The 16,468-nt window shown below is 54.8% G+C and carries 13 protein-coding genes and 1 pseudogene; 9 read left to right on the forward strand and 5 right to left on the reverse strand.

Annotated elements, in window-relative coordinates; genetic code table 11:
- Positions 1 to 30: 30 nt before the first annotated feature.
- The gene (gene dauA, locus M8013_RS09605; RefSeq protein WP_271267572.1) at positions 31 to 1,725 is read left to right on the forward strand and encodes a C4-dicarboxylic acid transporter DauA; all 1,695 of its coding nucleotides are present in this window, start codon (positions 31 to 33) and stop codon (positions 1,723 to 1,725) included.
- Here dauA and M8013_RS09610 read toward each other — a convergent pair.
- Both M8013_RS09610 and ychH read right to left on the reverse strand, forming a co-directional pair.
- Positions 1,711 to 2,754, reverse strand: coding sequence for a MerR family transcriptional regulator (locus M8013_RS09610; protein WP_271267573.1), 1,044 nt, complete (start codon positions 2,752 to 2,754; stop codon positions 1,711 to 1,713). The genes dauA and M8013_RS09610 overlap by 15 nt on opposite strands.
- Before the next feature lie 124 nt (positions 2,755 to 2,878).
- Positions 2,879 to 3,154, reverse strand: a complete 276-nt coding sequence (gene ychH / locus M8013_RS09615; RefSeq protein ID WP_271267574.1) for a stress-induced protein YchH — start codon at positions 3,152 to 3,154, stop codon at positions 2,879 to 2,881.
- Positions 3,155 to 3,428: 274 nt separating this feature from the next.
- On the opposite strand from ychH, the gene pth reads away from it, so the two are divergent.
- Together pth and ychF are read left to right on the forward strand one after the other, a co-directional pair.
- A complete protein-coding gene (gene pth / locus M8013_RS09620; RefSeq protein ID WP_271267575.1) occupies positions 3,429 to 4,013 on the forward strand; it encodes an aminoacyl-tRNA hydrolase in 585 nt (194 codons plus the stop codon).
- 126 nt (positions 4,014 to 4,139) lie between these two features.
- Positions 4,140 to 5,234 (forward strand): redox-regulated ATPase YchF, encoded by a 1,095-nt coding sequence (gene ychF, locus M8013_RS09625; RefSeq protein WP_271267576.1) that lies wholly within the window; start codon positions 4,140 to 4,142, stop codon positions 5,232 to 5,234.
- Between the two features lie 85 nt (positions 5,235 to 5,319).
- Here the strand turns inward: ychF and M8013_RS09630 are convergent, their stop codons facing one another.
- Positions 5,320 to 6,561, reverse strand: a complete 1,242-nt coding sequence (locus M8013_RS09630; RefSeq protein ID WP_271267577.1) for a VWA domain-containing protein — start codon at positions 6,559 to 6,561, stop codon at positions 5,320 to 5,322.
- A 323-nt stretch (positions 6,562 to 6,884) separates the two neighbouring features.
- On the opposite strand from M8013_RS09630, the gene M8013_RS09635 reads away from it, so the two are divergent.
- The 6 genes and pseudogenes from M8013_RS09635 (at position 6,885) to M8013_RS09660 (ending at position 13,031) form a co-directional block, all read left to right on the forward strand.
- Positions 6,885 to 7,523: a vWA domain-containing protein gene (locus M8013_RS09635; protein WP_271267578.1), complete on the forward strand. Its 639-nt coding sequence runs from the start codon at positions 6,885 to 6,887 to the stop codon at positions 7,521 to 7,523.
- Positions 7,524 to 7,544: 21 nt separating this feature from the next.
- On the forward strand, positions 7,545 to 8,186 hold the full coding sequence (locus M8013_RS09640; protein WP_271267579.1) for a TerD family protein: 642 nt from the start codon (positions 7,545 to 7,547) through the stop codon (positions 8,184 to 8,186).
- Positions 8,186 to 8,824 (forward strand): vWA domain-containing protein, encoded by a 639-nt coding sequence (locus M8013_RS09645; protein WP_271267580.1) that lies wholly within the window; start codon positions 8,186 to 8,188, stop codon positions 8,822 to 8,824. The genes M8013_RS09640 and M8013_RS09645 overlap by 1 nt, the downstream gene beginning before the upstream one ends.
- A gap of 87 nt (positions 8,825 to 8,911) precedes the next feature.
- Positions 8,912 to 9,952 carry a TerY-C metal binding domain-containing protein gene (locus M8013_RS09650; protein WP_271267581.1) on the forward strand — a complete coding sequence of 347 codons (1,041 nt, stop codon included), beginning with the start codon at positions 8,912 to 8,914 and terminating at the stop codon, positions 9,950 to 9,952.
- A gap of 242 nt (positions 9,953 to 10,194) precedes the next feature.
- Positions 10,195 to 11,505 (forward strand): annotated as a pseudogene (locus M8013_RS09655) (PP2C family serine/threonine-protein phosphatase); the annotation flags it as partial.
- A gap of 26 nt (positions 11,506 to 11,531) precedes the next feature.
- On the forward strand, positions 11,532 to 13,031 hold the full coding sequence (locus tag M8013_RS09660; RefSeq protein ID WP_271267583.1) for a helix-hairpin-helix domain-containing protein: 1,500 nt from the start codon (positions 11,532 to 11,534) through the stop codon (positions 13,029 to 13,031).
- A gap of 73 nt (positions 13,032 to 13,104) precedes the next feature.
- Here M8013_RS09660 and M8013_RS09665 read toward each other — a convergent pair whose 3' ends face one another.
- Positions 13,105 to 15,162 (reverse strand): beta-galactosidase, encoded by a 2,058-nt coding sequence (locus M8013_RS09665; protein WP_271267584.1) that lies wholly within the window; start codon positions 15,160 to 15,162, stop codon positions 13,105 to 13,107.
- Between the two features lie 11 nt (positions 15,163 to 15,173).
- Complete coding sequence (locus M8013_RS09670; RefSeq protein WP_271267585.1) at positions 15,174 to 16,406, reverse strand: oligosaccharide MFS transporter; 1,233 nt, start codon at positions 16,404 to 16,406, stop codon at positions 15,174 to 15,176.
- Positions 16,407 to 16,468: the final 62 nt, after the last annotated feature.

Here is a 16,468-nt window from a genome sequence, read left to right on the forward strand (position 1 = left end):
TGACAGATGATGCGCCCAGGGATGATAATTGTGAAAAACCCCATTTCCTCACATGTTCTGCCGTTCCGCGCCCTCATCGACGCTTGCTGGAAAGAAAAATACACCCTGTCACGCTTTACCCGTGACCTGATCGCCGGGATAACCGTCGGCATTATTGCCATTCCGCTGGCGATGGCGCTGGCCATTGGCAGCGGCGTTGCGCCGCAGTATGGCCTGTACACCGCCGCCGTGGCCGGGATCGTGATCGCCCTGACCGGCGGCTCGCGCTTTAGCGTCTCCGGGCCGACCGCCGCCTTTGTGGTGATCCTCTACCCCGTCTCCCAGCAGTTCGGCCTGTCAGGATTACTGGTCGCCACCCTGATGTCGGGGGTCTTTTTGATTCTGTTCGGCCTGGCGCGCTTCGGCAGGCTAATTGAGTACATTCCGCTTTCGGTGACCCTGGGCTTTACCTCCGGGATCGGCATTACCATCGGGACCATGCAGATTAAGGATTTCCTCGGTTTGCAGTTGGCCCACGTGCCGGAACACTATTTACAGAAAGTGGGCGCGCTGGCGATGGCACTGCCGACCACCAACCCCGGTGACGCCGCGATCGGCATTGTTACGCTGGGCACCTTAATTCTCTGGCCACGGCTGGGCATCCGCCTGCCGGGGCATCTGCCTGCGCTGCTGCTGGGCTGCGCGGTGATGGGGGCGGTCAATCTGCTGGGCGGCCACGTCGCCACCATTGGCTCGCAATTTCACTATGTGCTGGCCGATGGTTCGCAGGGCAACGGTATTCCGCAGCTCCTGCCGCAGCTGATCCTGCCGTGGGATCTGCCCGGCTCCAGCTTCACCCTGAGCTGGGACTCCCTGCGCGCCCTGCTCCCTGCCGCCTTTTCGATGGCGATGCTCGGCGCGATTGAGTCGCTGCTGTGCGCGGTGGTGCTGGACGGTATGACCGGCACCAAGCACAAAGCCAACAACGAACTTGTCGGCCAGGGGCTGGGCAACATCATCGCCCCGTTCTTTGGCGGCATCACCGCCACCGCCGCGATTGCACGCTCGGCGGCAAACGTCCGCGCCGGGGCCACGTCACCGGTGTCGGCGGTGATCCACGCCATACTGGTGATCCTCGCCCTGCTGGTGCTGGCCCCGCTGCTGTCGTGGCTGCCGCTGTCGGCGATGGCCGCCCTGCTGCTGATGGTGGCCTGGAACATGAGCGAGGCGCATAAGGTGCTGAACCTGCTGCGCCGCGCGCCGAAGGACGACATCATCGTGATGCTGATGTGTATGTCCCTGACCGTGCTGTTTGATATGGTGATCGCCATCAGCGTCGGGATTGTGCTGGCTTCGCTGCTGTTTATGCGCCGCATAGCGCGTATGACCCGGCTGGCGGCGGTCAACGTCGAGGTACCGGACGATGTGCTGGTGCTGAGGGTGATCGGCCCGCTGTTCTTTGCGGCAGCGGAAGGTTTGTTCAACGATCTGGCCTCACGCCTCGACGGTAAGCGGATTGTGGTGCTGAAATGGGATGCGGTGCCGGTATTGGATGCTGGCGGGCTGGATGCCTTCCAGCGCTTTGTCGAGCACCTGCCCGAAGGCTGTGAACTGCGGGTGAGTAATCTGGAGTTTCAGCCTTTGCGCACCATGGCGCGGGCGGGCGTGCAGCCTGTCCCTGGCCGCCTGGCGTTCTACCCTAATCGCGATGCGGCCCTGGCCGACCTGTCATTACCCGCGCGCTGAAAAGCGCCGTTGCATCATCACCCCAATCGCCTGCTGGAGCCACTCAAGCACCGCAGGCGTCATCCAGGTGCCTTTCATCAGATGCGGTTCCTGCTGCATCGCCACCCGGAATTTTTGCTGGGTGGCCGGGTCGGTTCCGGCATAGGACTGGAACAGCGCCAGCCAGTTTTCTGCCAGTTTCTGCGCCGCATCCGACGACGGGTCGAGTGACTCACCCTGCGCCTGGTGCAGCTTTGCCACCAGCGGCGGCCACTCCATCATTCGATCAAAATAGTGAGCGCGGGTAAACGCCATCTCTTGCGGGGATAAATAGCGCTGCCAGATGAGGAGCTTCGACTCCGCAAACGCCCGGGTAACGTAGTCGATCATCCCGGCGGTGATGCCGGTTTGCTCGCGCATCTGCGGCTCAACGCTGTGCATCTCATTCATGCGGGTCAGGAAGTCGGGCCTGCCTGCAGTGTCTTGCTCCAGACGCAGCATCCAGCGCGTCGCAAGATCCATGGCCCGTGGATCGGCCACCTCGACATGCTGTTTCAGCAGCGCGTTGGCCTCCTCCACCAGGGCGGTCCAGATATCCGCCAGCTGTTCTTTCTGCGCCGCAAACGGCAACTGCTGCAACTCTTCGTGACTAAACCAGCGATCGTACATGTTCATTAACTCCAGAGTCTGTAGCCAGGACTCGAGATCGGGTGCCGCATTCGCCGTGAGCCCGGCATGCAAATCCGTTAGCCTGTCGCGCAGGGTATTGATGCTGCGGACCTGCTTGTCCAGCAAACGAATTTGCGCGTCGAGAAGCTCAGCCAGTGCGAGCGGCTCCTTATCCAGAAAGTCCCTGATTTCGGCAAGTTCCAGCCCCGACTTTGCCAGTGCCTGGATCATATGCAGGCGCTGAACATCAGCCAGGTTATACAGCCGGTACCCGGCCGCGCTTCTGGCAGAAGGCAGCAACAACCCTGTTTGTTCGTAATGATGTAATGTTCTTACGGTGATCCCGGCCCGCCTGGCCAGTTCCCCCACCTGAATCAACATAACGGCTCCTTCATGTGTGCCAGTTGCGTCACTCTGATGCCTTACGTTACGTGAGGGTCAACAAAAGATGCAAAAAAAAACGGTTCCCACAGGAACCGTTTCTCGTACCGTCCGACATTAATTTCTAGCTATGCTTATGCTCATCGCGGCGGCAGCGTTTATCGTAGTGGCGCACCCACCAGTATCGGTCGCAGACTTGTTCGTGGCCGCTGACGCGGGCGCCTGCCAGCCAGAGAACGGCACCCAGAAAGATGCTCAGGACCGCGCCATGGGCGAAGTATTGCGGCAGGTCGAGCTGTGGAAGCTGGTTTAAAATGGAATAACCGACGCCAACAACCATGACGACTAATCCTAACCCCATCAGCACGTTACCGAGTAACGAAGCGTTTTTGCGTTTCATCTGTCACCTCCGGAACTTTGGGTCGTAGGGTGAATGTCACCCTAATCCTTGTGTGTAAAGTATAGACAACACCCCTTTTGGTGATTGCGTCAGCGATCACAATTACGCATATCAGCGTAACAAAACTTTACAAATAAGCCTTTGAGTAGCATGAAATTCTAATGGTTCAGCAGAGTAATTATTCTGATTGAATGCATCGGTTCGCAGAATTTTGTCAAGCGGCGCGGCAGACAGTACACTACGCGCCAGACTTAGCACTTTCAGGAACTAAAACGTGACGATTAAACTGATTGTCGGCCTGGCCAACCCCGGTGCGGAATATGCGGCCACCCGCCACAATGCGGGCGCCTGGTATGTTGATCTGCTGGCGGAGCGGCTGCGCGCGCCACTGCGTGAAGAACCTAAATTCTTTGGGTTTACCTCGCGCGTGAATCTGGCCGGGGCCGATGTGCGTCTGCTGGTGCCGACCACGTTTATGAACTTAAGCGGCAAAGCCGTTGCCGCGCTGGCGACCTTTTATCGTATCAACCCGGATGAAATCCTGGTCGCGCATGACGAACTGGATCTGCCACCAGGCGTGGCGAAGTTCAAACTCGGCGGCGGCCACGGTGGGCATAACGGCTTAAAAGACATCATCAGCAAATTGGGTAATAACCCGAATTTTCACCGTTTACGCGTGGGTATTGGCCATCCGGGCGATAAAAACAAAGTTGTCGGTTTTGTGCTGGGTAAACCGCCGGTTTCCGAGCAGAAACTGATCGACGATGCGGTAGACGAAGCGGTGCGTTGCACCGAAGTCTGGCTGAAAGAAGGGTTAATCAAAGCCACTAACCGTCTTCACGCTTTCAAAGCGCAATAACCGGCGCGAAACGCCTTTTTTGCCCCGTAGCCTGCAGGTTACGTGTATAATGAGCGCAGTTATTTACTTTTCTTCGACTCGTTAAGCCTAACGCGTTGAATATCAAGATATTAAGGTGATTCAGACATGGGATTCAAATGCGGTATCGTTGGTCTGCCTAACGTAGGCAAATCCACCCTGTTTAACGCGCTGACTAAAGCGGGCATCGAAGCGGCTAACTTCCCGTTCTGCACAATCGAGCCAAACACCGGTGTCGTGCCAATGCCCGATCCCCGTCTGGACCAGCTGGCCGAGATCGTTAAGCCTCAGCGTATCCTGCCAACCACCATGGAATTCGTGGACATCGCAGGCCTGGTAAAAGGCGCATCGAAAGGCGAAGGCCTGGGCAACCAGTTCCTGACTAACATTCGTGAAACCGAAGCCATCGGTCACGTAGTGCGTTGCTTCGAAAACGACAACATCATCCACGTAAACAACAAAGTGGATCCGGCTGACGACATCGAAGTCATCAACACCGAGCTGGCGCTGTCTGACCTGGACACCTGCGAGCGCGCCCTGCACCGGGTGCAGAAAAAGGCCAAAGGTGGCGATAAAGACGCGAAAGCGGAACAAGCTGCGCTGGAAAAATGTCTGCCACAGCTGGAAAACGCAGGCATGCTGCGTGCGCTGAAAAACCTGACTGAAGAAGACAAAGCGGCGATCAAATACCTGAGCTTCCTGACGCTGAAACCAACCATGTACATCGCTAACGTCAACGAAGACGGTTTCGAGAACAACCCGTATCTGGATACCGTGCGCGAAATCGCTGCAGGCGAAGGTTCTGTTGTGGTTGCCGTCTGCGCGGCGGTTGAATCCGACATCGCGGAGCTGGACGACGCTGACCGTGAAGAGTTCATGGCCGAGCTGGGCATTGAAGAGCCAGGTCTGAACCGCGTGATCCGCGCCGGTTACGAGCTGCTGAACCTGCAGACCTACTTCACCGCAGGCGTAAAAGAAGTGCGTGCATGGACCATCCCTGTCGGGGCCACCGCGCCACAGGCGGCGGGTAAAATCCACACCGACTTCGAGAAAGGCTTTATCCGCGCCCAGACTATCGCGTTTGAAGACTTCATCGCCTTTAAAGGCGAGCAAGGCGCGAAAGAAGCCGGCAAGATGCGTGCAGAAGGAAAAGAGTACATCGTTAAAGATGGCGATGTGATGAACTTCCTGTTCAACGTCTAAATAAAATTTGTCGTTGCATGAGGTTTTCCTTAATCTCATGCAAACTAAAAATCCACGCCCTGGCGTGGATTTTTTTATTACAGCGTTACAGGATCCCTATTCTTTTGGTTTCATCAATCCAGGGCCTGAACTCTTCCAGTAAATTATCATATAAACTTTCATCGCTGATTGAGCCGAAATCATCCATCGCAAAGAAATGGGTGTTATCCACCCGTCGATCGGTGAAGTTATCGAGGTTTTTCAGGATGCCGTAGTTTGTCCCGCCCAAACCGACAAACTTCCAGAAAATGGGATAGTCTGCAGAGCGGCGGATGGCATCTTTAATCGCACGGGTCTTGCTGATCCCACCATCCGTAATAAATACGACGTATACCGGTATTTTTGAATCCTTGAAGTAATCGACAATCTCTTCCATCACTGGCGGTTCATTGTTCGTCCCCCCCAGACCTGGCAGATTCTCCCATGCCGAACGTTTGCCACCGCCCCTGATCGTCGCAATATAATCATCCAGGTTATCCAGCGTCACGTCAGGATATTTCTTATGACGCTCGCCAAAACCCCAGACATCCATATCCCCATCATCATCGAACTGCGCAGCCAGAACAGCGATGCGATCCAGTACAGACTGGACATTGCCCTTGCTGAATTGCCCGCTCATTGAACCCGACGCATCCAGGACAAAGGCAACTGCGGCTTCCAGCGAATCGAGTTTGTTTTTGGTGAGGCTAACGGTGGCTTTTTTAGCCAGGCTGATAAGGCGAGGCGATTTATTCTCCAGTTTCTTTTCCAGACTAATACGGGCCGGTTTGGCCTCCTGTGGCACAGGCTGAGCAACGTCCACACCAAAACTGATGGCTAAGGGTTCAAGGCCGCCATTAAAACCATGACCCAGGGCACGCATTTTCCATGCACCATTGTGGCGGTATATTTCGGCCAGTATGATCGCTTTTTCACTGCGCCCTTGCGTTTCAGCTTTAAATTCAGCGATCCCTGGCGCCTGCAGGCTCAACATATTAAGGCCGCTAATATTTTCATTACCGTCAATAACGACTGTAACTGCAATTTTGCTGATTACGGGTGGAACACGGTCCAGCGCAATATCAATAGTGGATTGCTGAGGCCCGGTCGATAGTTTTACAGACCCTTCCGGCGAGGACAGATTATTGAAAAAAATAAAGTCGGCATCGCCACTGACTTTCCCCTGCGCATTAAGCATAAACAGGCAAGTGTCAGACTCTCCATTAAAACCCTTATGACCAGGGTACTGGAGGTGTAGCGTGATCAATGGATCCTGCAAAGGGATATTTTGTCCCGGCTGTAAGTGCATACTTGTCTCTCCTTGTTGACTATTATTAATCTCTGCCACCTTTGACACGAGCAATCCACCATTTTGCTGGATGTGGATCCGCCTGCTGCTTAATGCAGATTAAACGTACACGCTAACTTATAACGTCGGATTTACCTTGCCTACAAAATAGGGTGTCTTGACACAGACTTGTGCTACACATCAATCTTTACGCATGTCACACTTTTTATCTTCGGCGATGGGGCAACCAGCATGGCGGAAATAAAACACGGGTCAAATGAGATCCTCAATCCAGCGCCCGCTATTTCCCTCCTCCTTTTAACGCACTTCAGAAGGAATGACATTTGAGACGTTTACCCGTATATCTGCTGCTCGACACCTCCGGCTCCATGCACGGAGAACCGATCGAAGCGGTAAAGAATGGTGTTCAAACACTGCTTACCACGCTGAAACAGGATCCCTACGCACTGGAAACCGCCTATGTTTCGGTGATCACTTTCGACTCCTCAGCCCGTCAGGCGGTTCCGCTCACCGATCTGTTGAGTTTCCAGATGCCAACATTAGCGGCCAGCGGGACAACGTCGCTTGGCGAAGCACTTTCTCTTGCGGCGAGTTCTATCGCCACTGAAGTCCAGAAAACCACCGCCGACACCAAAGGTGACTGGCGACCGCTGGTTTTCCTGATGACCGATGGTTCTCCAACTGACGACTGGCGCAAAGGCCTGAGTGACTTTAAAGCAGCCAGAACCGGTGTTGTCGTCGCCTGTGCGGCGGGACACGATGCCGATACCAGCGTACTAAAAGAGATAACAGAGATCGTGCTGCAACTGGATACGGCGGACAGTTCGTCGATCAAAGCCTTCTTCAAGTGGGTCAGTGCGAGCATCTCCGTGGGCAGCCAGAAAGTGGAGTCCAATAAAAAAGAGGTGATTGGTCTTGACGATCTGCCACCACCGCCGCCGGAAGTTAACGTCGTTTTATAACTTTTTAATTAAGGGGATGTTATGTCTGTCAGTCTGAGCAAAGGCCAGGGCGTTAGCCTGAAAAAAAACGAATTTGATCTCTCCTCTGTCACTATCGGCCTGGGATGGGATATTAACGAAGAGAAGAAAGGCTTTCTGGGCGGCATTTTCGGCAAGAAAGAAGAAGAGTACGATCTGGATGTGGTGGCTTTTCTGTGTAACGCCGCCGGCAAGGTGACCGATCGTGGCACGCTGGAAAATGGCAAACCGACTCTGGTTAACGGCGACATCATCTTTTTCAACAGCCTTCGCCATAAATCCGGTGATATCTGGCTGACGGGTGATAACCGGACCGGCGCGGGTGACGGTGACGACGAACAGATCATTGCCCGGCTGAATTCACTGGATGCCCGGTATGAGAAAATTGTGTTTATCGTGCAGATCTATAACGGGGAAAAACTGCAGCAGCATTTTGGAAAAGTGCAGAATGCCTTTATCCGCGCGGTCGATGCCCGCAACGTTGAGATGGCACGGTTCGACCTTTCTGGCGGCCCGGCCTTCACCGATCAACGCTCAATGGTGTTTGCCGAACTCATCCGCGAGCCCACGGGCTGGAAACTCAACGCTATAGGTGAGCCTTCACCTTCGGATTCGTTTGTCTCCCATCTGAGGAACTATATCTGATGCGCCGCTTACCCGTTTACCTGGTTATCGACACATCAGGCTCAATGCGCGGTGAGTCCATCCATTCGGTTAACGTCGGTATTCAGGCGATGCTAAGCGCCCTGCGTCAGGATCCCTATGCCCTCGAAAGCGTGCATATCTCGATCATCACCTACGATAACGACGCCCGGGAGTTTATTCCGCTCACGCCTCTGGAAGATTTCCAGTTTACGGACATTGTCGTACCCAGCGCCGGGGGGACCTTCACGGGAGCCGCGCTGGAATGCCTGATGCATTGCGTTAACCGGGATGTTCAGCGCTCCGATGGCGATCAAAAAGGCGACTGGCGTCCGCTGGTCTTCCTGATGACTGACGGCACACCTTCCGATGCCTGGGCATATGGCGAGGCCGTCAAGGCGATTCGCGGGAGAGCGTTCGGATCCATCATCGCCTGCGCGGTGGGACCGAAAGCCGGTCATGAGCACTTAAAACAGCTCACGGATAAGGTGGTGTCTCTGGAAACCCTGGATTCAACCGCCTTTGCCGGTTTCTTTAAATGGGTTTCGGCCAGCGTCTCTTCCGGCAGTACGAGTGCGGGGGTCAATGCGGGCACTGATACGCTGCCCCCTCCTCCGCCTGAGATTCAGCTGGTGCTCTGATCGACCCGAGAAGCACGCTGTAGCTTGCGGTGCTTCTCTTACAGTACGATTTTTCTGTTGGCTGGCCCCAGCCAGACGAGGATTTCTATGAGACGCCTACCCGTGTTTTTTGTTCTGGACTGCTCGGAGTCCATGATGGGTGAAAACCTGAAAAAAATGACTGATGGTCTGCACATGATCGTCGCCGATTTAAGGAAGGATCCCCACGCCCTGGAAACGGCCTGGGTGTCAGTTATCGCCTTTGCGGGTATCGCCCGCACGATTGTGCCGCTTCATGAGATTGCCTCTTTCTACCCTCCTCGCCTGCCCGTTGGCGGCGGTACCAGCCTCGGCGCGGCATTGCGTGAGCTGACCGCACAGATTGATAGCCAGGTCAGAAAAACCACCCACGAAGCCAAAGGTGACTGGAAACCGGTGGTGTATCTGCTGACGGACGGCCGGCCGACCGACGACACCACCGCAGACGTTAAGCGCTGGAAAGAACACTACGCCAGTAAAGTCAATCTCATTGCCGTAGGACTGGGGCCATCAGCAGATCTCAATGTCCTGAGGCAGCTGACAGAAAACGTCATGCTGTTTACCGAGTCTCAGGAAGGCGATTTTACCCGCTTCATCAAGTGGATCACCGCCTCCGTTACCGCCCACAGCCGCAGCGTTGGCGATGAAAAACAGCCGGAGCTGAACCAGACAGACTATATCGTCCGCCTGGCGAAAGACGAGGTCATCAGAGCGTACGATGAAAACTGCGTGACCCTGACCGGTCGTTGCAGCAAAACGCGTCGCCCCTATCTGATGAAATATGAGCGTCCTCCCGCAAAAGCGTCGGGGCTGGATTTCAGCCTCAATCTGAATAGCTTCAATATTGCCGGATGCTATCCCATCGATGAGGACTATTTCGCGTGGTCCGATCCTTCGGTGTCCGGGGTACAGGTCAATACCAGCGAACTGCACGGTGTCCCGGGATGCCCCCATTGTGGAAATGCCAGCGCATTTGCCATGTGTTCCTGTGGCAAGTTGCTGTGCATTGATGGCCCGGACGATGTCATTTGCCCGTGGTGCGAAAAGGGGCTGAGCTTCAGCAACGATGGCGGAGACGCCAATTTTGACGTAAGCAGAGGGAGAGGCTAATGAGCCAGAACCTGTCACTGGAACAGAAGATCATAGACTTGATCCTGTCAGAGCGCGGCCACAGGCTTGAAACCGAGTCGCTGCACACTTTTTCACAGGATCCCGCCCTGGGTGACCCGCTAGCGGTGCTTATTCAGCGCATTGATAGCCTGATGTCGACCCCACCCGCCCCGGTCGAGGAACCTGAAACGCTCCGCACCGCTGGTACAGAGAGCGAAACACCCGCAGAAGAACCCCCAGCTCCCACGCTGTGGAAGCTGATGCCGTATTATGCGTTTGATAAGCCCGCAACAACCGACGAAGCCGCGCCGGCCTCTGCGGCACTCCAGCCCGGGCAGATACCCACAGAACAACAGCGTGCCCAGATGCCCGTAAAACAGCCCGCCCCTCCGCAGGCGAGAATCACGCTCCCCAACGCCCGGGCGGGTGAGCATTTCTCATCGCCGGTTACCCTCACTCTCGATAATGGCCAGCAGGCCAGCATCATTGATGTCGTTTTTCCCCGGGATATCGGCCTCTCATACGCGAGAGAACAGCAGGCGATCGCCGGTATACCGACGGATAGTGGGGATTTTACCCTGACGGTTATCTGGTCTTGTGCATCCCATGAGCGTGGCGAAACACAGCAGCTGTTTGTTGTGAATCCCGACCCGCAAAGCCTCTGGAAAGTGATTGAGCCCCCGGCGAACGCGCCGTATCCAAAGTCTCATCTGGACGTCGAAGGTCTGGTCAGTGGCGATGTCAGGATTGCGGCCGCAAGCCGCAGGGGACGTTCCCATGAGCATGCTGGAAGTTTCAGAGACGATGATTTCTACATCAACCACAGCAATGAGTCAGGCTGGTCCATTATGCTGGTCGCGGATGGCGCGGGCAGCGCGATAAATTCTCGCGAAGGCTCGCGTATCGCCGCCTGCACGGCCGGTGACTATCTTTTCAGCCAGCTTAATGGGCAACGCGGTACTGCCCTCAAAGAACACATTATGGCGTGGGGACCGGGCGAACAGCAGGCAACGATAAACGCCATGCTGCACCATTTCAAACAGGCGGCGACGCTGGCGGTCAACAGCATTCAGAACGAAGCCATTCATGCCGACCAGCCGCTGAAATCGTACTCCACAACGCTACTGGCAACGGTTTCACTGCGCATAGGCGAGGAACTGTTCGCCGCCGCATTCTGGCTCGGCGATGGTGCGATAGCCGCATACAGCCCTTCGGGCAAAGTCAGGATCCTTGGCAATCCCGACAGCGGCGAGTACGCGGGGCAAACGCGATTTCTCGATCAGAGCATTATTGCCGACACCGCCTTTACCGGACGCATCAGCGTGGGCAAATGGCGTGATGTGTCGCATTTGATTCTGATGACTGACGGTGTTTCCGACCCCCGGTTTGAGACCGATAATGGGCTGCGCAGCGACGAAAAATGGACCCGCTTCGTCAACGAAATTTCGCCTTTGCTGGCTAATGCAGACCAGGCACCAGCCGGGTTGGGGGAATGGCTGAACTTTTTCTCCCCGGGGAATCATGACGATCGAACCCTCGTGGTCTCGTGGTGAGTGGCACGCTTCAGGGGTGATTAACGATGGCAAATATTATTACGTGTACAACCAAGGACGGTCAGACAGTCCAGTATGTCGATGAGGTAATAGGTTCAGGCGCCATGAAGGATGTCTATTTTTCGCCTGACAAATCCTACGTCGTGGCTTTTTATCATAAGCCGCAGAATGAGCAGGCCCGGGAACGCATTGATATGATCACCGGCCGCTACCGGCAAAACATCTTCGGGCAGGCGGGCGGCGACTACTGGAAGGATCTCTTTTGCTGGCCGACTCACGTGGTCGAGCATGACAATAAAATTGGGATCGTCGTCCCGACTTACCAGAGCCATTTTTTCTTTAAGCATGGCTCAAAGAATGATGACTTCCTGGGCATCAAAGGCCGGGAAAAAGAGGGGAAATGGTTCGCCAGCGCCAGCAACCAGAATAAGTTTCTCGACCCGCGTGAACGGGGAAATACGCTGACCTATCTCAAGGTCTGTCTGCTGTTAACCCGCGCCGTCAGAAGGATGCACGCGGCGGGGCTCTGCCACAGCGACCTGAGCTATAAGAACGTGCTGGTGGATCCTGAATTGGGGCATGCCTGCATTATTGATGTCGACGGGCTGGTTGTGCCAGGCAAGTACCCGCCCGATGTGGTCGGCACTCCGGATTTTATTGCCCCCGAAGTGGTAAAAACCAGCCATCTGCCCAAGGAAGACCCAAACAGGGTACTCCCGAGCATCGCCACCGACCGCCATGCGCTGTCGGTTTTGATCTACATGTACCTGTTTTTCCGCCATCCGCTTCGGGGTGGGAAAATTCATGACATGGCGGATGAAATGCGGGATGAAACCTTATCGATGGGGGAAAAGGCGCTGTTCATTGAGCATCCGACTGATAGCAGCAACGCCGTGAAGGTCAACCAGCTGTCACCGTTCTCTCTTCCCTGGGCCGATCCCACTAAAATCCCCTACACCATTATGGGGCCGTACCTGACACCGCTGTTTGAACGGGCCTTTATCGAGGGTCTGCATGACGCGACAAAACGCCCGACCGCAGATGAGTGGGAAAGCGCGCTGGTCAAAACGGTAGACCTGATCCAGCCCTGCCAGAACAAGGACTGCGATCAAAAATGGTATGTTTTCTCTGGTAAAACCCGACCGGCTTGCCCGTACTGCGGTACCGCCTACAAAGGTAAGTTACCGATCCTTAACCTCTATTCCTCGCGCAAAGCAGGCAGTTACCGGCCGGACGATCACCGGCTCATGGTCTGGAGCGGTCAGTCTATTTATGCCTGGCATGTTAATCGCCTCATTGCCCCCAATGAACGCACTACGCCAGAGCAAAAGAAACGGGTGGGCTACTTTGTTTTCCACAACGATCAGTGGTGGTTGGTAAACGAAGGGATCCAGGGGCTGATGTCGTTACCGGATAAGCGTGTGGTTGCCGTGGGCGAGAAGATAGAACTCAAAGATAATGCCCAGTTCGTTTTCTCGCAGGAGGAAGGTGGCCGACTGGTGGTGGTGCAGTTGGTAGACAACTAACCGTTCTTCGGTCATAAAAAATCCACGCCATGGCGTGGATTTTTTTATCTTGTTGCATCGCGGACTCAGCGCATCACGCGCCCGCTAAAAACACCTCAACCCCAAACGCGGGCATCGCATACTGATGGCCGATCAGCCGATCGCCCGCCAGCAACGGTGCCAGCCCCCGGCTCTCTTCTGCCAGCTCCAGCGTCACCGCCTGGTCGCTGTAGTTCTGCACAAAGAGATAGCTCTGCCCCGCGTTGTGCCTTGTCGTGGCGACAACCCCGGTCGGCAGCGGCATCGTGGTGCAGGCGGTGATGCCATGTTGGCCCGCAATCGTCCGGTAGAAATCATGCAGAAACTCACCCTCGGTTCTTGCCGCCAGATAATAAGCCTGCCCTTTGCCGTACTGATTACGGGTAAGAGCGGGCCTGCCAGCGTAAAAGTCCTGTTGATACACGGCCAACACTTCTGCCGTCTCCGCATGGATTAAATCGCAGAGTTCCTTGCAGGTGTACGCACTCACCGAGCTGTTCCAGTCCGACGCGGTGATGGCAAGCTGGTTTGTCTGCCCGTCATAGAGGCTGTCGATCTCTTCTGACCAGATGCCGAGTACCTCACGCAGCGGGCCGGGGAAACCGGTGGTGAAGCACAGATCGTCCGGGTTAACGATCCCCGTCCAGTAAGTGGCAATAAACACGCCGCCCGCCTCGACAAACTGATTTACTCGTTCGGCAAAGGCTTCGTCCACCATATACAGCATCGGAGCGATCAGCAGGCGATAGCCACTGAGTTCAGACTGACGGGAAACAATATCCAGCGGAATATTTTGCTGCCACAGCGCCTGATAATGCTGCTGCACCGTCTCTTCAAACTTGATACCGGCGTTGCGCGGCCCGGCAGCGTCATTTACTGCCCAGCGGTTGTCCCAGTCATAGACCATCGCCACCTCTGCCCGATAGTCGCCCCCCGCCACATTGGCCAGTTTTTCGAGCGCCGCCCCCACCTGCTTCACATCCTGCCCGACGCGGGTATTAAGATGGCCAACGTGATCCACCACCGCACCGTGAAATTTCTCAACCGAGCCGCGGCTTTTGCGCCACTGGAAATACTGCACCGAGTCCGAGCCATGGGCCACCGCCTGCATCGCCGACAGCAGATGCATCCCCGGTTTTTTGAGCTTACTGATCGCCTGCCAGTTGGTGGTGCCTGGCGTGGATTCCATCAACAAGAACGGCAGGCCGGGTTTCAGGCTGCGCATCAGATCAAAAGTGAACGCCGTATACGCGGCCACCTCCTGCTGATCCGGTGTCTGGTGCCACTGCGGGTAGCTGTCCCACGAAATGAAATCAACTTCCTGCGCCAGGCGCCAGTAATCGTAGTCGTAGAACACCCCGTGGAAGTTAGTGGTGGCGGGCAAAGACGGGTTATAGGGTTTCACCGCCTGAATTTCATGACGGCAAAACAGCGCAACCTGCTCGCTCACAAAGCGTCGCCAGTCGATATTCAGGGCATGGACAGACTGTTCACCTGTTGGCCCTGGGGAATGGATCTGGCTCCAGCTTGAATAATCATGGCTCCAGAATGAAGTCCACCAGCGCTGATTCACATTTTCCAGCGTCTGATACTTGTTCTTGAGCCAGTCGCGAAACGCATGCTGGCAGTTATCGCAGTGGCACTCGCCGCCATACTCATTGGAGATATGCCAGGCCAAAACCGCAGGATGATGCGCGTACCGTTTTGCCAGCTGTTGGTTAATGTTGCCGGTTAACCGTAAATACTCTGGTGAGGAGGGACAGTGATTATGTCGTTCCCCGTGCAGGTTTTTGCTTTGATCGCTATTCGTGCGTAACACCTCGGGGTATTTTTCGGATACCCAGGCCGGTTTCGCGCCGCTCGGCGTCGCGAGGAAAACAAAAATCCCGTTCGCGTGCAGCGTATCCAGCACATTATCTAACCAGCCAAACTGATATTCGCCCTCAGCGGGCTCCAGCCTGGACCAGCTGAATATGCCCACCGACATCACATTGCATTTTGTCTCTTTCATCATGGCGATATCTTTTTCAAGAATATCGGGCTGATCGAGCCACTGGTCAGGATTATAATCCGCACCGTGTAATAAATTGAGTTGCGTAAATAACCTGCTCATAACCACCTCCATTATGCTAAAGACCCGCTCTTCACAGAGAGATCAATGACTTTGTCTTTTCTGTCCCGGAGGGCAAACACCGAGAACAGGGTAAAGAGTCCTGAAATAACGCCAAGAATGATGTACGTGTTGGCAAAACCAATGGTGTCGTAGAAATGGCCGACCACCGGGGAGTAAACCGTAGTAGCAATGGAGGCCGCAAACAGCACTAATAAGTAGATGGTGGAGGACAGTTTGTGATCGAAGTTCTGCGCAATAAACTTAAAGACCGAGATCAGGATCAGCGGTTTTTCGATAGCGTGCATCATCTTCACCGCAGCAATCCACACCGGGCCCAGCGGAACGGCGGAGCCCAAAATACGCACCGACATAATGGTTCCGGCAATCACCAGCGCCCACTTAGCGCCAACGCGGTTCACAAACCACGGCATCAGCCCAAGGAATAAGGTTTCGCCGCAAACCTGAACCGACGCCAGGGTGCCGTACCATTTATTGCCTTCGTCAACGCTCGGGAACTGTAACGAGAAATACTGCGCAAACTGCTGGTCGTAGGTGTCATAGATCTGGGTAACAAACAGGGTAAAGATAATCAGCATCCAGAACTGTCTGTCTTTCATCAACTCCAGTACGTTCCCCACTTTCAAAGAAGAGGTCATTTTTTCTTCTTCAAGGGTGACGGTAATTTTGGTCAGCGTGAAGCAAATCGCGGCTAATACAATCGCAATACTGGCCAGCCAGAAGGACAGATTTGGGTTGTCGTTAATATTGCGGCCGACAATATAGGCTGCCGCCGCCCAACCTAATGAACCCCACATTCTCACCCGTCCGTATTCGAACGAATAGCGACGAGAAATTTTGTCGATATAAGAATCAATTACCCCACAGCCGGAGTTAAAAATAACCCCCAGATAAATCCCGCCTAATACCGCCCCGAGCCAGAAAGAGCTCACCAGCAGCGGCGCATACACGTAAATAAAGAACGGCCCGACGGGCAGCAGCAGTGCCACAATCAAAAAGATTAACGATTTTTTGGTGCCGAATTTATCCGAGATATAGCCAAAGAAAGGCTGCATGGTCAGCGCGATAAAGGCGTTAATGGCGTACAACCAGCCGGTTTTGGTGGCGCTGATCCCCAGATGCTGTGTGGTCCAGATAACAAAGAAGGCCATCGTCGATGACCAGGCAAACAGGTACAGAAAATCGAAAATGCTTAAAAGAATGTAGTTCCTTTTACCGGTAACCATATTTTTCTTCCTCAACAAGGAACAGGATCAGGGCTTCGCTGAATGCTCAGCGAATAGCGTTG

Source organism: Silvania confinis, from assembly GCF_025564085.1.
Lineage (GTDB): Bacteria > Pseudomonadota > Gammaproteobacteria > Enterobacterales > Enterobacteriaceae > Enterobacter > Enterobacter confinis.